Annotated in this window: 15 protein-coding genes and 1 pseudogene; 11 read left to right on the top strand and 5 right to left on the bottom strand. The window is 68.3% G+C overall.

Annotated elements, in window-relative coordinates:
- Positions 1 to 158 precede the first annotated feature (158 nt).
- Positions 159 to 2792, top strand: coding sequence for a GNAT family N-acetyltransferase (locus N5I75_RS26985; protein WP_476682324.1), 2634 nt, complete (start codon positions 159 to 161; stop codon positions 2790 to 2792).
- Between the two features lie 28 nt (positions 2793 to 2820).
- On the opposite strand, the gene N5I75_RS26980 is transcribed toward N5I75_RS26985, so the two are convergent.
- Positions 2821 to 3573, bottom strand: coding sequence for a sulfite exporter TauE/SafE family protein (locus N5I75_RS26980; protein ID WP_476682322.1), 753 nt, complete (start codon positions 3571 to 3573; stop codon positions 2821 to 2823).
- A 181-nt stretch (positions 3574 to 3754) separates the two neighbouring features.
- On the opposite strand from N5I75_RS26980, the gene N5I75_RS26975 reads away from it, so the two are divergent.
- The 3 genes from N5I75_RS26975 to N5I75_RS26965 are packed head-to-tail and all read left to right on the top strand — an operon-like array spanning position 3755 to position 7054.
- Entirely contained in the window at positions 3755 to 4726 is a 972-nt protein-coding gene (locus N5I75_RS26975) for a LysR family transcriptional regulator (RefSeq protein ID WP_476681492.1), read from the top strand.
- Positions 4727 to 4768: 42 nt separating this feature from the next.
- Positions 4769 to 5095 carry a cupin domain-containing protein gene (locus tag N5I75_RS26970; protein ID WP_476681490.1) on the top strand — a complete coding sequence of 109 codons (327 nt, stop codon included), beginning with the start codon at positions 4769 to 4771 and terminating at the stop codon, positions 5093 to 5095.
- 57 nt (positions 5096 to 5152) lie between these two features.
- Positions 5153 to 7054, top strand: a complete 1902-nt coding sequence (locus N5I75_RS26965; protein ID WP_476681488.1) for a propionyl-CoA synthetase — start codon at positions 5153 to 5155, stop codon at positions 7052 to 7054.
- Here the strand turns inward: N5I75_RS26965 and N5I75_RS26960 are convergent.
- On the bottom strand, positions 7037 to 7729 hold the full coding sequence (locus tag N5I75_RS26960; RefSeq protein WP_476681486.1) for a sensor domain-containing protein: 693 nt from the start codon (positions 7727 to 7729) through the stop codon (positions 7037 to 7039). The two genes, N5I75_RS26965 and N5I75_RS26960, sit on opposite strands and share 18 nt — an antisense overlap.
- A 425-nt stretch (positions 7730 to 8154) precedes the next feature.
- On the opposite strand from N5I75_RS26960, the gene N5I75_RS26955 reads away from it, so the two are divergent.
- From N5I75_RS26955 to N5I75_RS26940, 4 genes are all read left to right on the top strand, one after another.
- Complete coding sequence (locus N5I75_RS26955; protein WP_476682320.1) at positions 8155 to 9234, top strand: alkene reductase; 1080 nt, start codon at positions 8155 to 8157, stop codon at positions 9232 to 9234.
- A 330-nt stretch (positions 9235 to 9564) separates the two neighbouring features.
- A complete protein-coding gene (locus tag N5I75_RS26950; RefSeq protein WP_476681484.1) occupies positions 9565 to 10746 on the top strand; it encodes a DNA cytosine methyltransferase in 1182 nt (393 codons plus the stop codon).
- A 222-nt stretch (positions 10747 to 10968) separates the two neighbouring features.
- A complete protein-coding gene (locus tag N5I75_RS26945) occupies positions 10969 to 11736 on the top strand; it encodes a hypothetical protein (RefSeq protein WP_476681482.1) in 768 nt (255 codons plus the stop codon).
- Positions 11737 to 12155: 419 nt separating this feature from the next.
- The gene (locus tag N5I75_RS26940) at positions 12156 to 13850 is read left to right on the top strand and encodes a DUF6119 family protein (RefSeq protein ID WP_476681480.1); all 1695 of its coding nucleotides are present in this window, start codon (positions 12156 to 12158) and stop codon (positions 13848 to 13850) included.
- Positions 13851 to 13898: 48 nt separating this feature from the next.
- Here the strand turns inward: N5I75_RS26940 and N5I75_RS26935 are convergent, their stop codons facing one another.
- The 3 genes from N5I75_RS26935 to N5I75_RS26925 all read right to left on the bottom strand — a co-directional run bounded on the left by N5I75_RS26935 (position 13899) and on the right by N5I75_RS26925 (position 16220).
- Complete coding sequence (locus N5I75_RS26935; protein ID WP_476682319.1) at positions 13899 to 14345, bottom strand: NUDIX domain-containing protein; 447 nt, start codon at positions 14343 to 14345, stop codon at positions 13899 to 13901.
- Positions 14346 to 14397: 52 nt separating this feature from the next.
- Positions 14398 to 15612 carry a helix-turn-helix domain-containing protein gene (locus tag N5I75_RS26930; protein WP_476681478.1) on the bottom strand — a complete coding sequence of 405 codons (1215 nt, stop codon included), beginning with the start codon at positions 15610 to 15612 and terminating at the stop codon, positions 14398 to 14400.
- A 242-nt stretch (positions 15613 to 15854) separates the two neighbouring features.
- Positions 15855 to 16220 (bottom strand): GntR family transcriptional regulator, encoded by a 366-nt coding sequence (locus N5I75_RS26925; protein WP_476681476.1) that lies wholly within the window; start codon positions 16218 to 16220, stop codon positions 15855 to 15857.
- A 665-nt stretch (positions 16221 to 16885) separates the two neighbouring features.
- Here N5I75_RS26925 and N5I75_RS26920 point away from each other — a divergent pair.
- The 3 genes and pseudogenes from N5I75_RS26920 to N5I75_RS26910 all read left to right on the top strand — a co-directional run.
- Complete coding sequence (locus N5I75_RS26920; protein ID WP_476681474.1) at positions 16886 to 17077, top strand: hypothetical protein; 192 nt, start codon at positions 16886 to 16888, stop codon at positions 17075 to 17077.
- A gap of 131 nt (positions 17078 to 17208) precedes the next feature.
- Positions 17209 to 17472: a DUF6284 family protein gene (locus tag N5I75_RS26915; protein WP_476681472.1), complete on the top strand. Its 264-nt coding sequence runs from the start codon at positions 17209 to 17211 to the stop codon at positions 17470 to 17472.
- Positions 17469 to 17814, top strand: a pseudogene (locus tag N5I75_RS26910) (hypothetical protein); the annotation flags it as partial. The gene N5I75_RS26915 and the pseudogene N5I75_RS26910, both read left to right, overlap by 4 nt.

The raw sequence follows: 17814 nt of genomic DNA, 5'->3' as shown, positions 1-17814 counted from the left end.
CTCTTGGGCTAAGCCCGGCGCGCCGCTTTGACGGTGGCCCGGAATTGGCCGGTCCTCATCGGTCCGCTTCTCCGACTCCAGTGCGAATTAGGTTAGGGTCCCCTAACGAATTGTGGAGAGCGAGTGGAGGACGCGTGGCCGTCATCGGCGCTACGGGCATGGCGGACTTCGAGGTCTTCCGGGATACGTGGGGGATCCCGCACCTGCGGGCGGACGACGCCTCGGCGCTCGCGTACGCCCAGGGATACGTGACCGCCGTCGACCGCGCCTGGCAGCTGGAGGTCGAGCGGCACCGCCTGCTCGGCACCTCGGCCCGGCCGCTCGGCCCCGACGCCCGTGCCTGGGACGTGTTCGCGCGCCAGGCCCGCCTCGCCGACACCGCGCGGCGCTGCTACGACGCTCTCGACGAGGCCACGCGCGCGTGGGTCGTCGCCTACGTCGACGGCGTCAACCACGGCCTGCGCGAACGCGGCGCCGCCGCACCGGAGTTCGCGCGCGCCGGAACCGCGCCCGGCCACTGGGAGCCGTGGACCCCGCTCGGGGTGTGGCTGTCGACGCACGTGCTGTTCGCCGGGTTCCCCGCGAAGCTGTGGCGGGACGAGGTCGCGCGGCGGCTCGGCGCGGACACCGTCGCCCTGTTCGCCACCGACGGGCCCACCACCGTGGGCAGCAACGGCTGGCTCGTCGACGCGGCCCGCGCCACCGGCGGCGGCGCGCTGATCGCCGGGGACCCGCACCGCTTCATCGAGGACCCGGGCGTCTACCAGCAGATCCGGCTCGCCTGCCCCGAGTTCGACGTGGTCGGCCTCGCCGTCCCCGGCGTCCCCGGCATCGGGCACTTCGGCCACGCGGGCGCGGTCGCTTGGGCCATCACCAATGCCATGGCCGACTACCAGGACCTTTACCGCGAGCGGCTGCGGCGCACCGCTGACGGCGGCGTGGAGGCGTACGGCCCCGACGGCTGGCAGGCCGCCCACGCGCACACGGAGGACGGCGTCGAGGTCGTCGAGACCGAGCGCGGCGTCGTCGTCATCGGCGGCCCCGACCACGACAGCGGCGAGGGCTGGGGCGAGGGCATCAGCCTGCGCCAGCCCGCGCGCGTCCACGAGGACCTCGGGTTCTCCGCGCTGCCCGCCCTGCTCCGCGCCCGCACCGTCGCCGACGTCGACCGCGCCTTCGACCGCTGGGCCGAACCCGTCAACGTCGTCCTCGCCGCCGACACCGAGGGCGGCCTGCTCCACCGCGTCGCGGGCACCGTCCCCGTGCGCGACCCGGAGAACATGCTCCGCGTGGTGCCCGCCTGGGAGGAGCGGTACGCGTGGCAAGGACGGCACGAGCCCTTGCCGCGCGCTGAGGTCGACGGCGTCGCCGTCATGGCCAACGAGCGCTCGCTCGCCGCCCCGCTCGGCATCGAGTTCGCCCCGCCCCACCGCGCACGCCGCATCCGCGAGCTGCTCGACGGGCGGGAGTCCTGGCGGGCCGAGGACATGAGCCACGTGCACACCGACACCGAGCTGGCCTCCTGCAAGCCCCTGCTCGAACTGGTGGAGCGGCTCGACGGCCTCTCCCCGGCGGCGGCCGGACTGCGCGAGCGCCTGATCAACTGGGACCGCCGCATGGTGGCGGGCAGTGTGCGGGCAGCCGCCTACGCGCGCGTGCGCTCGCGCGTGGTGCGGCGTCTCGCCGAGCACGAACGGTTCGCCCCGCTCACGGGCCTCATGCCCGGCTACCCGGAGGTGTTCCGGCCCTGGCTGGCCCTCGTGCCGCGGATCGCGTTCGCCCTGGAACACCTGCTGGCCGAGGACTGGCTCCCGTACGAGGACCGTCTCGCCGCTGTCCGCGCGGCGGTCGAGGAGGCCGCGGACGACCCGGACACCACCTGGGGCGAGCTGCACCGGCTCGCGCCCTGGCAGGCGCTGCCGGACCCCGGCACGCTGTGGCCGGGCCTCGACGGCGACCACGACTGCGTCCTGTCGACGTCGAGCGTGCCCGGAGTGACCGACCTCAGCGCGCGCGGACCCGCCGCCCGCTACGTGTGGGACCTCGCACGCCGCGACGACAGCCGCTGGATCGTGCCGCTCGGCGCGTCCGGGACACCCGGCTCCGCACACCACCGGGACCAGTTGCCGCTGTGGCTGCGCGGCGAACTGGCGCCCGTCGTCACCGATTTCGACCGTCTGATCAAGGAGCCGCGCCCCGTGACCGAAGCACTGCCCGCGACGAGCGTCGCGTACGAGGAGACCGTCGAGGGGTTCGGCACGTTCCGGATCGCGCGCCTCGACCCGGCCGGCGCCGACATCGACGTACTGCACGCATGGGTGACCGAGGAGCGCGCCCGCTTCTGGGGCATGACCGGCCTCGGTCTTGAGGAGGTGCGCGAGATCTACGCGCACCTGGACTCCCTCGACACGCACCACGCCTGGCTCGTCCGGCTCGACGGCACGCCCGTCGCCCTGTTCCAGACGTACGAGCCCGAGGCCGACCGGGTCAGCGAGTGCTACGAGGTGCGCGACGGCGACCTCGGCGTGCACCTGCTCGTCGGCCCGGCCGGGAAGGAGGGCGCCGTGCACGGGTTCACCGAGGCGCTGACGCGCGTGTTCATCTCGTACGGGCTCGACGGCCTGGGCCGCAAGCGCCTCGTGGTGGAGCCGGACGCGCGCAACGGCAAGGCGATCGCGCTGCTGCGGCGCGCGGGCTTCGAGTTCGGCGGGGAGATCGTGCTCCCGGAGATCGACCTGCCGGACGTGCGGTTGCCGGAGAAGCGGGCGCAGCTGGGCTTCTACAGCCGGTAGGTGCCAGGGGCGGAGTCCGGCGGCGCTTTCATGAGCGCGCGATCAGGAGCACCGACGCCGTCACTCCGACCGTGACGATGACCGCGCGCATCGCCACCGGCGGCAACCGGCGCCCGAGCCGGGCGCCGAGCAGGCCGCCCACCGTGGACCCGGCGGCGATCAGCGCGGCGACCGTCCAGTCGATGTCGGCGGCGATGACGAAGACGATCGCGGCGACGCCGTTGACCAGCGACGCGAGAACGTTCTTGGCGGCGTTCAGGCGCTGCAGGTCGTCGCGGAGCACCGCGCCGAACATGCCCATGAGCAGGACGCCCTGGGCCGCGCCGAAGTAGCCGCCGTAGACGCCGGTGCCGAGGACGCCGAGCCACATGGGGACACCGCCGTCGGCCCGCGCGTCCGCCTGCCGCCGGTTCTTCGTCCAGCGGTTCAGGCGCGGCTGGAGCAGGACGAGGACGCAGGCCGTCAGGATCAGCACGGGCACGATCGCGCGGAAGGCGGCGTCCGGGAGGCGCAGCAGAAGCAGGGCGCCCGCCAGCCCGCCGAGCAGCGAGGCGGCGCCGAACCGCACGAGCCGGCGGCGCTGGCCGCGCAGTTCGCGCCGATAGCCGTACGCGGCGCTGAGCACGCCCGGCACCAGCCCGACGTTGTTGGAGACGTTGGCGAGGACCGGCGGATAGCCGAAGGCCAGCAGCGTGGGAAAGGTGATCAGGGTCCCGGACCCCACGACGGCGTTCATGCCGCCCGCGGCGATCCCGGCCCCGCCGATGGCCACGGCCTGCATGATGTCCACGAGCCCTCCGGCACTGTGCATCGGCCCGCGACGGGTCGGCACCCGGCGGGAGTTCGCGACCTCCGCGACGGGTTGCCGCCCTTGGATCGACCCGAAACGATCGTGCTCCGCCCCGCACCCCAAGTCAATCCTAGGGTCGTCTTGCACACACCCAAGGGATACCTTGGCTTCCATGACCCTCGACGACCTCCGCGTCTTCGTCGCCGTGTGCCGCGCGGGCAGTCTCAGCGCCGTCGCGCGCGAGCTGTCCTGTACGCAGTCCGCGGTCAGCCAGCACGTCAAACGGCTGGAGAAGGAGGTCGGCATCGGCCTGGTCGAGCGGCACGCGCGCGGGGTCGTGCCCACCCCCGCGGGCCGCATCCTGCGCGCCGCCGCCACCGACGGCCTCGGCGCCCTCGACCAGGCGCTGCGCCGCCTCGACGATCTGGCGCGCGGCGAGAGCGGCTCGGTGCGGGTGGCGACCGGCGCGACGTCCGTACGGCACTTCATGGCGGCGGCGATCGTCGCGTTCCGCCGGACGCACCCCCAGGTCAGCCTGGAATTCCAGACGGTCAGCTCCAGCCGCGGCTGCTTCGAGGCGCTCGCCGCGCACGACCTCGACCTGGCCTGGATCACCATGGGCCCGCCGGAACGCGGCATCGAACTGCGCCCTGTGGTGGAGCTGCCCTGGGTCCTCGCGGTGAGCGCGGACGACCCCCTGGCGACGAAGGCGACGGCCACCCCCGATGACCTGGGCGCCTCCACCCAGCTGATCCTCCCGCCCGCGCACGCGACGTCCCGCGCCCATCTGGACACGCACTTCGCGGAACTGGGCCTCGGACCCGGCCCCGGCCCCGGGAAGAGCGCCACCTCCGGCACGGGAATCGCCGACTGGGACACCGCGGTCCACCTGGCCGAACTGGGCCTGGGCCACGCCCTGGTCCCCGACCTCCCGGGCCTGCGCACCCCGCCTCACCCGTCCTCGTCCCCGTCCCTCACCCTGCTCCCGGTCCCCATCCTCCCGCCGCTCCAGGTCGGCTGGGCGGTCCGCCGCTGGTCCGCCCTCTCCCCGCTGGCCAGGGCGTTCGCGGACACGGTGAACGAGAACTGCCCGGGGCGGCGCCCGGCCGGGGCACGGCCCGGGTGGCCTGAACCGATCGGCTGACGCCACGTCGCGCTCCGCGCCCGTCCGGTCCACGCTTGCCCCATGACGACGACGTACGACCTACCCGCCCTGGCCGACGAGCACCTGGCCGCCGCCCACCGCGACGCGCACGGCCGCAGCGCGGAGGTCCTCGTCCGTGAGGACCCCCTGCGCCAGAGCGTCATCGCACTGACCGAGGGCAGCGCCCTGGAGGAGCACAACACCCCCCAGGCCGCCACCCTCCTCGTCCTGCGCGGCCGCGTCCGCCTGACCACGGTCTCCGGCGACGCGGAACTGGGCCAGAACGAACTCCGCGCGATCCCCCAGGAACGCCACGGGCTGCTCGCACTGACGGATGCGGTGGTGCTGTTGACCGCGGTGATGGCCTGACCGGATCGTGTTCCCGTCTCTCCAGGCGCTGAACGACACTGGACGAAGGGCGGGCCGATGACGTCGTACGAGGAAGTCTTCCGCGCGAGTACGGAGGACCCCGAGGGGTTCTGGCTGGCCGCCGCCGGGGCGATCGACTGGGACGTCGCGCCCGCGCGGGCGCTGGACGCCGGGCGGGCGCCGTTCTACGGCTGGTTCCCGGACGGGCGGCTGAACGTCTGCCACAACGCCCTCGACCGGCACGTGGCGGCGGGCCGCGGGGAACAAGCGGCGCTGATCCACGACTCGCCGGTGACGGGCACCCGACGCACGTACACCTACGCGGAGTTGACGGCGGAGGTCGCCACGTTCGCCGGGGCGCTCGTCCGGCTCGGGGTCGGGCGCGGGGACCGCGTCGTCGTCTACATGCCGATGGTGCCGGAGGCGGTCGTCGCGATGCTCGCGTGCGCGCGGATCGGGGCGGTGCACTCCGTGGTGTTCGGCGGGTTCGCGGCGCCCGAGCTGGCCGTGCGCATCGACGACGCGGCGCCGAAGGTCGTCGTCTCCGCGTCCTGCGGGATCGAGGGGTCGCGGGTCGTCCCGTACAAGCCGCTCCTGGACCGGGCGGTGGAGCTGGCGGCCCACAAGCCCGACGCGTGCGTGATCCTCCAACGGCCGCAGCAGGAGGGGGAGATGGGGACGCGTGACCTCGACTGGCAGGAGGCGATGCGCGCGGCGGCGGACACCCCGGCGCCACCCGTCCCCATGGCCGCCACCGACCCGCTCTACATCCTCTACACGTCCGGGACCACCGGAAAACCGAAGGGCGTCGTCCGCGACTGCGGCGGCTACGCGGTCGCGCTGCGCTGGTCCATGGAGGCCGTGTACGGCGTCGGTCCCGGCGAGGTGATGTTCACGGCGTCGGACGTGGGCTGGGTCGTCGGCCACTCCTACATCGTCTACGGGCCGCTCCTCGCGGGCGCCACGACCGTCCTGTACGAGGGGAAGCCGGTCGGGACGCCGGACGCGGGCCAGTTCTGGCGGGTGGCCGCGGAGCACGGGGTGAAGGCGCTGTTCACGGCGCCGACCGCGTTCCGGGCGATCAAGAAGGTGGACCCGCAGGGCGAGCTCGCGCGCCGCTACGACCTCAGCCGCCTCACCCACCTCTTCCTGGCCGGGGAGCGCCTCGACCCGGAGACCTACCACTGGGCGAGCGACCTCCTCGGCGTCCCGGTCGTCGACCACTGGTGGCAGACCGAGACGGGCTGGCCGATCGTCGCCAACCCGGTGGGGCTCGGAGTGGCTCCCGTGAAACCGGGCTCGGCCACGTACCCGCTCCCCGGCTGGGACGTACGAGTCCTGGACGCGTCCGGCAAGGAGGCCCCGGCGGGCGAGGACGGGGCGATCGTGGTGAAGCTCCCGATGCCCCCGGGCTCGCTCCCCACCCTCTGGAACGACGACGACCGTTTCGTCGCCTCCTACCTCTCCGCGTACGACGGGTACTACCTGACCGGCGACGGCGGCCACATCGACGAGGACGGCTACGTCTTCGTCATGGGCCGCACGGACGACGTCATCAACGTCGCGGGCCACCGCCTGTCCACCGGCGCCATGGAGGAGGTCCTGGCCGCCCACCCCGCCGTCGCCGAGTGCGCGGTGATCGGCGTCGCGGACCCGCTGAAGGGGCAGGTGCCGAGGGGGCTCGTGGTCCTCAAGGCGGGCGCGGAAGCGGACCCGGGCGCCGTGGAGGCGGAGCTGATCGCGCTCGTACGGGACCGGATCGGCGCCGTCGCCTCGCTCAAGGACGTGGCGGTGGTCGCCGCGCTCCCGAAGACGAGGTCCGGGAAGATCCTGCGCAGGACGATGCGGGGCATCGCGGACGGCCGGGAGGAACCGGTGCCGTCGACGGTCGACGACGCGACCGTGTTGGACGCACTGCGCCCGGTCCTCACGCGGAGCCGCTCAACGGGACAGCAGTGACCGGATCGCGACCCGGTCGACATGGGTGAGCCCGCGCACCAGCAGCGGCGTCAGGAACACGAGCACGAACCCGAGCGCCGAGACGCCGGCGATCTGCGCGGGCGACTCGATGTAATAGGCGTGGTGCACGCCCGCGTCGGTCGTGAAGTCGTAGACCCGGTAGCCGGGCCAGTCCAGGTAGCGGTGGAACACCCAGGAGTACGCCGGGAACAGCGCCACGGCCCACCCGGTGACCAGGAACGTCACCGACACGACGAACGACAGCACCCGCCACGGGAACATCACCGTCTGGAACAGCAGCGCCTTCCACCCGGCGGCGTCGGCGAGCCGGCCGCGCAGACCGGGCGCGGGCTCGCCGTGCGGGCCGGGGACGTCCAGGCCGAGGAGGGCGCGGGCCCGGTTCCGTTCGGCCCCGCCGAGCCCCCGCGCCCCGGCCGACGCCGCCGCGAGCACCGGCAGCCCGGCCCAGACCACCAGGGTGCCCACCCCGAGCACGACCATCGTCACGGAGAACACGAACCCGGCGATCGCCACCGGCAACGAGGTCAGCGTGTGCCCGATCTCGCGGTACGTGGAACGGGCGAAGGGGGCGCGCCAGAAGGGGGCGGGGGCGGGGGTGCGCCGCGGGGCGGAGAGCGTCGGCGAGGTGACGGCCGAGGTCATGGTCGAGGTCATGCGTACAGCGTCCCGTCCGGGGAGGGGCGGGGACATGGGGGAGCTTGGGGTCTTGGGGGTGGGGCTAACCCCCCGGACTCGGGCCCCTCCGGGAGCTGTTCTACGGGGTGGTGGGCGCCTGGGCGCTGAGCGCGGCGCACGGTCGGCACCTGGGCGCTGAGCGCGGCGCACGGTTGGCACCCCGCGCAAGCGAACCCCAAGCGAACCGTCAGCGGATCCGCAGCAGCCCATCAGCGAACCCGAACCGCCCGCGCGCACAGTGCTGTCACGGCCGCCCGACACCAGCACACCGCAGGGAGCGATCCGATGACCACGTCCGCGTCCACGTCCACGTCCACACCCACCGGGCCACACGCCACCACAACCTCACCCCGCTCATCCCTCTCCCCCCTCTCCCCCCTCTCCCCCCTCTCCCCCCCACCCACCTGGGCGCTCTCCCCCTCCCCAACCACCTGGTCATGGCCCCGATGACCCGCAACAGAGCACTCCCGGACGGCACCCCGACGCCCCTCATGGCGACGTACTACGCCCAGCGCGCCACCGCGGGCCTGATCATCGCGGAGGCGACGACCCCGAACGCGGTCGGCCGGACGTACCCGAACATCACCGCCCTGCACACCGACGCGCACCAGGCCGGCTGGCAGCAGGTGACGCGGGCGGTGCGCGCGGCGGGCGGCCGGATGTTCCTGCAGTTGCAGCACGGTGGCCGCGTGGGCCACCCGGCGACGAGCGGCCTGACCCCGCTGGCGCCGTCCCCCATCCCGCTCCCGGGCGGCATCCACACCCCGAACGGCCACGAGGAGTCGGCTGTCCCGCGCGAGATGACGCACGAGGACATAAGGCGGACGATCGCGGACTTCGCAGCCGCTGCCCGCCGCGCGATCGACGCGGGCTTCGAGGGAGTAGAGGTGCACTCGGCGAACGGCTACCTGCTCCACCAGTTCCTGGCGGCCAACACGAACCGGCGCACGGACGCGTACGGCGGCCCGGTCGCACACCGCGTCCGTCTCACGGTCGAGGTGGTCCGCGCGGTGGCCGAGGCGATCGGCCCGGAACGGGTGGGCGTCCGCCTCTCCCCGGGCCTGACGGTCAACGGCATGGAGGAGGGCGACACGAACGCCCTCTACGAGACCCTCGTACGGTCCTTGGAGTCCGTAGGCCCCCTGGCCTACCTGCACCTGGTCCACGCCGACCCGACTTCTCCCACGTACCGGCAGATCCGCGCGGCCTGGCCGGGTCCGCTCATCGCGAACCCGCTCAACCCCTCCGACACCTCCCCGCCCGACGGCGGCCGAGCAGCGGGCGAGGCCCTCCTCACCGCGGGGGCGGACCTGATCTCTCTGGGCCGCCCTTTCCTCACCACCCCGGACCTGCCGGCCCGCCTCCGCACGGCAGCACCCCTGAACCCGATCCGCGACAAGTTCCTGATGTACGTGGGCGGCGCGGAGGGCTACACGGACTACCCACCCCTCGCGACGACGACGACGCCGACACCGGCGACATGACCCCGCCAACGTCGAAGGCCCCGCTGCAAGCAGCGGGGCCTTCGACATCGTGCCCGGTGAGGCACTGGCGGAGGATACGAGATTCGAACTCGTGAGGGGTTGCCCCCAACACGCTTTCCAACTGTCCGCGTGGTCGTACGGAGGCGTCCGCAGGGGTTCGCCCAGCAGGTCAGACGGGGTGCATGGACGGTGTTGAACTGTGACGGCTGCCAGTGCACTGGACAAAGACCAGGACAAGGAACGGTGTCGTACTCGCACCCCCTCGGCTCATCACTTGGTACGCAGGAGAAACTGTGCTCGCACAAGAAGGGACGTAGGATCATCGTCACCATGCCAGACCCGGATGCCACTACTCAGACACTGACCGTTGCTGGACTGTTCGCCGGCATCGGCGGAGTCGAGCGCGGGCTTGAAGCCGCAGGTATGCGCACCAAGCTGCTCTGCGAGTGGTGGGAGCCAGCACAGGCCGTACTCCAGAAGCGATTCCCAGATATCCCGCTGCACGATGACATCCAAACCCTGCCAGCCCTGCCGGACGTTGATGTTGTGACAGCCGGCTTCCCCTGCACAGACCTGTCCCAAGCGGGGCGAACTGCTGGCATTCACGGGGAAGCATCCGGGATGGTCAAGCACCTCATCAAGCTTCTGGGCGATGCTTCCCCGAAGTGGGTAGTCATCGAGAATGTACGCAACATGCTCGCGCTGGACCGTGGCACGGCCATGGAGTACTTGGTGGGCGAATTTGAGCGGCTCGGCTACACGTGGGCATACCGGCTCGTGGACTCGCGCTTCACGGGCGTGCCGCAGCGACGACAGAGAGTTATCTTCGTCGCCTCACGTACCGAGGACCCCTGCTCAGTGCTCTTCGGGGACGACGCGGGCGAGCGCTCTGACGATGACTATCGAGACGATGCGTTCGGCTTCTACTGGACAGAAGGCAACACCGGCTTGGGCTGGGCTCAGGACGCTCTACCGACCCTCAAGGGCGGGTCGGGGCTTGGTATCCCTTCTGCGCCGGCCATGTGGGTACGCGAAGGCCAACCAGGGCGCGCTATTGTGACGCCACGAATTGAGGACGCCGAAGCTCTGCAAGGCTTCCCCCGCGGTTGGACTGAACCTGCGCTTGAGAAGGCAAAGCCTGGCGTCAGGTGGAAGCTAGTGGGTAACGCCGTAACCGTTGGCGTCTCGGAGTGGCTGGGCCGTCGGCTAGTCACCCCCGGCACGTATGACGGGGCGAACCACCAAACACTCGCTAGGGGAACGCGCTGGCCGTCAGCCGCGTGGGGCAGCGCGAGCCAGCGCTGGTCTGTCCCAGTGAGTTTGTGGCCCGAGGCGCACACTTACCAGCATCTCTTGGATGTGATCAACGTAGACGAGGCCGCCCCGCTGAGTCTCCGCGCGACAGTAGGGTTTCACGGCCGTCTGCTCAGGAGTCGGCTCCGCTATCCGCAGGCATTTTCGGATGCGCTCAAGCTGCATGCTGAGCAGATGTCCAGTCTCGTGCCCGCTTAGCGAAGCGCACCCAGACGACAGCTCGAAGCTGACCCTGCCGTCCTGCGGCGTGGACCGTGGGGCGGGCGCTGCCAACGTCAAGCCTGGTCGCAGGCAGGGTTGTTGGTAGCCGGGAGGAACGGGCTGAAGGAGCGGTAGGGTGCCCCCCGAAAGGGGTGGATCTTGGAAGCCGTTGACATTCTCACTCGGAGCCTCAGCAGGGCCGTTCCGATCAAAGGCCGAATGCTGCAGTATCACGGTCGTAGCGACCGGCACGGCCAGCTCATCTGCTGGGGAATCCTCTTCGATCTCATGCTGACGAGCGACTTGCTGCGCTGGCACGTGGAGTCAGGCAAGGTGGTCTTCGGCATCAATCACACGCTGAGGAGCTTCTCACCTGAGAAGAAGAAGCGACTCGACCTAGTGCTGTGCCGTCCGAAGGCCGGAGCCGCTGTCCGTAAGAAGCCTCATACGCTGGGCACACTTGTGGACAAGCACGGCATTGAGCTCACCCCGAGGCAGCGGAGCCTGCTGGAGAGTCTGCCTGTCATTACCGAAGGCCCGGTTGGCAGTGTCCTTGTGGCGCTTGAGGCCAAGGCGTGCATGACCGAGCACATCAAAGCCCTTCCGAGGTTGTACGACGAGCTGAACTCCAGCCATCAAATTGTGCACGGCCACTCAAGCCAGGCTCTTTCGATCGGTTTCTTCATGGTCAACGCCGCAGAAGAGTTCTACAGCCCGACTAACGATCCAGGCCCGAACAAACACAGGCAGCCCCACGCGTTGCAGAGAGCTGTTGCACAGGTCGCCGATCTTCCCCGACGTAGCCACCACAGCTCTCAGGGCTTCGATGGACTGGGGATCGTGGTAGTTGACATGATCAACGACGGGGTAAGCCCTTGCACGCTGGTTACGTCTGCTCCGGCCCCTGCAGAGGACGACGTCCTACATTACGACTCGATGGTGCAGCGCATGGCTCATGAATACGACACCCGCTTCTCGATGATTTAACGCCTTGAACGGGGTGGTGCTTGGCGGCCGGCTGATGAGCGCCACCCCGTTGGGTAGTCCATCCGAGCCGATCGGTGGCATGGGTCTGGTGCGTCCCCGTTGCCATACAGAGGCGTCCGTAGGGGTATGCCGGATGGGGGCACGGGGCGCGAGTCTTGAGGACGACGCTCGCCACTACGCCGGATGGGGAGCAACCGCACGACCGGCAGCACAGGTTCAGTGGTCGTACTGGATCAGCGTCGCCGAGTGCTCGTGCCGCGTGTGCTTTACACCGTTCACAAGCATCCCGGTGACGCAACGGGTCGGCCTCACGCTATGCGAATCTTTGTTCGCATAAAGACGTGTTGTGGTCGAAGCGGTTCCTTTGTTGAACACTGTGTGATACAACAACCTCCACGTCGCTGGGGGGTGGTGTGGTTATGACCAGTACGGCACCGACGCTTCGTTTCAATTGCTTCCTCTTGCGAGAGGGGCTGGAGTCTTACGAGAAGGCGTTCCGACCACAATATCGACCAGGTAAGCCTAGGGGTATGAGGCGACTGGCCGATGCGCCACTGGCTCCGCAAGGGTGCGTGGCTTACCTCAGGGACATGTCTGAGAAACAGCCCCCCTGGGCAAAGATGCTCGCTGGTGTGTTTAGCGAGCTTGAAGCGGTGCTCAACTATTCGAATCGCTTCGTCATTTTTCTTCCGGTGGACGAACGGGTTTTCGCTGTCTGCTTCGGATACGGAAGCTCAACGCTCGAATGGTCCTGGGTTGAGGCGAACTTCGGTCTGAAATTTGCTGCTCGCCGATTCGACAGCCAAGCTATGAACGGAGTGGGCAGTCGAAGGATTGATGCCTCTGCGCGGTCACAATGGGTGCAGATACCGGCTAACACGCGCATTAGCGACTTTGAGATCGAGCTGGATGGTGAGTTCACTAGAAAGCTCGTTGGTAGGCTGGATGCGGGTATGGATTTTCCCGACATCGGAGCCGTCGTGGCAACGGACTCGGTCTCGTTCAAGATTGACACAGACCTGCACAAACTGCAGGATATCCTGGCCAAAATGCTTGAGACTACAGAAAGTGCCAGTGCGAATCGAGATCTAGCTTTCATTGACTCGCTTGAGCCCTTGCGCATAAAAAGCGAAATAGTCAAAGATCTAGAAAAGCTGCTCGTTGATGAGCTCTTCGGCGAACGGAGCCGGAAGCCGCAGGGGAAACCGCTGGAACAGCTCGGAGTGAGTGATCTCACTGTGCACGTTCTGTCGTGCGCTCCGCCGGATGACGTCTCGGTGGAAAACGTGCATGACTTTCTCGCCTACAAGAATGGCTGGGAGGTTAGCTTCGAGGCGATGAACCTGGATGCGCTTCGAGCTGCTTTGTTTTCCCTGCCGGGAAAATTTGGCGTTACCTGTCTCAACGACATCAAGGTAATCGCTCGTGATGCGAACGGTGATTCCGCTAGTCCGGCGAGGCCGCTGAAACATTGGCTCGTTTTTGAGTCTGGCGATCAGACGCGGCGCTATCTGTTGACGCTTGGCAAGTGGTACGCCCTTGCGGAGAAGTACACGGAAAAACTTGATCAAGATCTGTCTCGACTGGAAGACGTCACAGATGTTCTGCGGTTGATCCCCTGGGACGACTGGGGTGTCGGGCAAAACTGGGAGAAGCACTACAATGATAAGGCGAAAGATGGCCGCTCGGATCTAATATGTCTGGACAGGAACAAGCTATACGGCGAAGATGGCGATGAAATCGAAGCGTGTGACTTGTTGCATGTCGACGGGTATTTCATTCATGTGAAACCATATTCGGGCAGTCAAACGCTAAGCCATCTGTTCTCGCAGGGCTTTGTTTCGGCGCAAACCATAATTATGGATGCTGGCTACCGGCGAGACATGATCGAAGCGGTACGGTCGCTGAATCCCGGTCTTATTGGAGCTGCTTCGCACGTGCCGCCCAAGTTCGTCACGTACGCCGTGGCTTTCGACGGTCAGCAGCGCATGCCTGAAGATCTGCCAACGTTCAGTAAGGTGAATCTACGAAGCTTCAGTAAGCGTGTCAGAATGCTTGGATCAACTCCTACGCTTGCTCGCATACAGATGACTTTCAAGCGAGAGAAGAAGTAGGTCAATCCGGTGCCTAGTGCATGCCGGCTAGATGCGCCACTCTGGGCTTCATTCAGGCCGTCGACCATGCTCCAAGTACGCCACAGAGCCGTCATGCCGAGCAGCTTCCGCCGCTCGGATCCGTCGCGCGAGGCGCGGAATAGTGAGTTCACCGACAGCGGCTACTGGATGGAAGGCATACGACCTGATCTCTGATTGCTGCAAACTGATTTCGGCTTTGAGCTCCTCGGAGAGCACACTGCCGTCGAAGAGGAAGAGCAGCTTGTCGCCCTCCGCCGGGCTCGGTGCCCAATCGACGGCAAGAAGGCGACCGATATCTGGTTCAATACCGAGTTCCTCACGCACCTCGCGTATGCAAGCCTGCCGCGGTGACTCGCCTACATCGACGTAGCCGCCGGGGATGTCCCGGTAGTCCTTGTATGTCAGCTCAACGAGCATGACGCGGCCTAGGGCATCAAAGAAGAGCGCGCCCGAGGCCATCCGCGGGCGCGCCATCTTGGCTTCGTGTTCGTTCTCGGTCTGGCTCACGCGACCGAGCCTAACCAGATCAGACCACTCGAAGCCTCTCGGCCAAGTCGGCTACGGGGCGAGTCGGCCGCCCACGGGTCCCGCGCACCCAGCCGAGCACGATCTCTCGGCTCATGTAGTGGTGCCTGACCTGCTCCGGTGCCATCTCCTCGGCGTCCAGAACCATGCTGAGCGCATCATCCGTGCGATTCCAGGCTGTAAGCGCCCGCGCTACCTCAAGGTTGTGCCGCACCCGGCGTTCGACTGGGAGCCCGCTCGTGTCGACCTGCGGCCCAAGCTCTGCCGCGATCTGGAAGTCCCCCAACTCGCCGGCGGTTGCCACTTTGTGAATAGCGACGTTCGTAGGCCCGAAGGCCGTCCACATGTGGTTCCCGTCGGCCCCAAGCCATGACGCCATCGCGTCGGCTTCCCGCAGAAAGGTCCGTGTCGTCGCTCGGTCCTCCGCACGAGCTGCGGCCATTGAGCCAGTCAGGAAGAGAGTTCCGTAGACGGACAGGTACGCGGGGGTTGCGTCCTGTAGACCCGCCTCAAGGAAGCCTGCCGCGTCGCTCACGAGCTGCACCGCAGTCTCAAAGCGCCCCGTAGACAGAAGGCAGTGCGTCACCGACCGGAAAAGCGATCCGATGACGACGTTGTTTCCGCTCTGCTGTGCCGCGGCCAGTCCGCGGTCCGCCGCCATCCAAGCGAGCTCGCTCTCCCCCAGTTTGCCCAGCACCATCGCGGCTCCCTGGTAGGTCAGGGCGAGTAGCGCGTTCGCCTCCTCCCGTTCGTCGCCAGCGTACGCACGCACTGCGAGCAGGGCATCTGCGAGGATCAGGGGCAGTTGTCGCGTCGCGAACCCGTATCGCGACGCCTGGTAGGCGTCCCACACCTCGCCCACGTCGGAACGCAATGCAGCCAGGGTCGGGGGTTCGCCATCCGCCGGCGCCCCGAGGAGCGGGGTCAACTGCCGGTAGTCCATAAGCGCCTCGCGCAGCGCAGGGACTGTACGCCGCCCACTGTCTGCCGACCACTCCAACAGTGTCGGCTCACCGATGAGGTCACCGATGGACACATCCAGCGCGTGAGCCAACGCGCGGATGACAGACAGTCGGTCCAGCTCGATGCGGTTGTTCTCCGCCTTGCCGAGCCAGTCAGCGGTCCGGCCGACCAGCCCGGCCAGCACGTCCTGTGAGATTCCGCGGCGATGGCGGTACCACGCGACCCGCTCGCCGATCGTCAGTTGCTGCGTCATTCCTCGCATGACTTCAGCGTCACCTCGGTTCGCAGATAGACCCCGGAAAGATTTTCCGGGGTCGCGTCATGGGCCGCTCATAGCGTCGTGGTTGTCGGGAGGGAGACGCCCGCAGCGATGACGAAGGAGTACGGCTATGCCTCTGACAGCGGATGAGCGGCACCAGTTGATGATGGCGCTCGAAGGGCTCTCTACGGAAGTGGCTCAACTGGCACAACGAGCACAACGTTTGGCTCAGCCGCTCACCCTGGCTGCTCCCGTTGCTCCAACTCGCGGAGTCGCTCGTCGAGGCGACTCAGGCTCTCCCGCATCGACTCGATCTCGCGCATGATCGCTACGAACTCTGGGCTTGGCTCTTCCTGCACACTCGCCGCAGGCTGAGCAGCCACGCGGTAGCCCCGAGTCGAGTCCGGTCTGACCCGTCCCTGCTTCGTCAGGAGCTGGACGGCCTTCGTTGCTGTACCAACGGCAACGTCGAAGCGTTCCGCGATGGCCCGGACTGAAGGCAGCTTGTCTCCCGCCTTCAACTTGCCGCTCTTGATGTCCCTCCCAAGAGCCTCCGCGATCTGCTCGTTCACTCGTCGCGCGTTGTCCGCAGTAGCCGCCATGCAGTCGATGCTAGCCGCTATCGCACTAGTTCAACTGGCACGAACAGAACACCTCCTTGTACTGGTTGTATCAGTTGTGCTAGAACAGACTCGTTGGTCGGGCCGCCCCGCGCAGACGGAGTCTTCGTCGCGGTTACGCCCGTGACCAGTCGTTCCTTGAGAACTGAAGAGTGGACTGTCGACGGGGCTTGGGCTCCGTCCCCGCAACGGCCCGGGTGATGGCCGCCGGCGGCCACTTCGTGGCGGGCGAACCTGTCCTGCCCTGCGTGTCAGCTCTGGAGAAACGCCCCTGGGGATCATGCCTTCGTCACCGATGGACAACCCCCTGGGCGCCACCTGGTACGCGCCGCCCTGCTGGCGTCAGAGCAGTGACGATGACGCACCCGATCTATCCGGCTTGGGACTGGTACGCCGTGGCAACGGGGTGCTGGTGAAAGCCGTGTCCCTTCGTCTGTGAGGGGGTCGGTGTGAACCGACGACGTACCTGGGCGCCGCCGTTTCGGACCGGTCGGCGGCGCCGCACCCACCTCGGTCCATTCCTCCTGGTCCCGCTGTCTGATGGCGGCGGCCGGTTGCCTCCTCCGCCCGTGCGCGAGCCCTTCGGGGACTGGTGTACGGGCGGGGCGGCGGGGAGCCGGAACGTCCGGCCCGGAGGGGAGCACGTCATGTCGTTCAAGGCTGGCGACAAGGTGCGCATCGTGGCTTGCGCGGATGACCCGCGTGCGGCCGGCAAGACCGGCCGGATCGTGGACGAGGTTCCGCCCGGTCCGCTGACGGGTGGCCGGTGGACCGTCGGCCACATCGGGCTGCTGAACGCCCCGGTGCTGTGCAGCGCGGGCGAGTTGCAGAAGCTCTGAACCCTCCCGCGGGCCTCTGCCCGCGGGCATCGCCGCCTGAGCGCGGTCACTTCTCTTACGGCGCGCGGCTCCCGGGGTGCCACCCGGGAGCCGCTGTTGGGGCCGTACCTACTGCTAGGGAGACACGACCCATGAGGCACATCGTTCCTGTTCAGGATGCTGTTACCGGGTTCGCTGCGGATCTGGAGCCCACGGCGGCGGAGCTGGACGCCATCGAGCGTGAGGCGCCGCTGATCGCGGCGGAGCTGGAGTTGCTGGACGTGCAGATCGCGCTGCTGGACCGGCCGGTGACGCCGCTGGACGAGCGTCGGCGGCGCCGGGCCGCGCACAAGGTGTTGGCCGAGCGCGCCGCGCTCGCCAACCGCGACGCTGGCACTCGGGGTGAGGCCGCATGATCCGCCTGGTCACCGCATCCCGCCTCGAACGACTCGGGGCCGACGCCAAGGCCGCGTACGAGCACGCCCGGCAGACCAACGGCGCGGCCAACGTGGAGTTCGCCCGGCACGCGCGGGAGCTGCATGCCGCCACCAGCCGCGCGCAGGACGCGGAGGCGGCCACGGCCGAGGTGAGCGGGCTCCTGGCCGCTGCGGTCGAGGAGCTGGCCGCCGCGCAGGAGGCCCTGCTCCTGAAGGACATCGAGATCCGCCGACTCCGTGAGGAGCTGGAGGCCGTCGGCCCGTCCGAGGGCGATTCGCTGACGGTGCTGCTGCACTACGGCGCCCCGCACACGATCTACC

The organism is Streptomyces sp. R818 (assembly GCF_056172735.1).
Note: the sequence above shows the minus strand (reverse complement) of the source record. Positions and strands in the feature narration are given on the sequence as shown.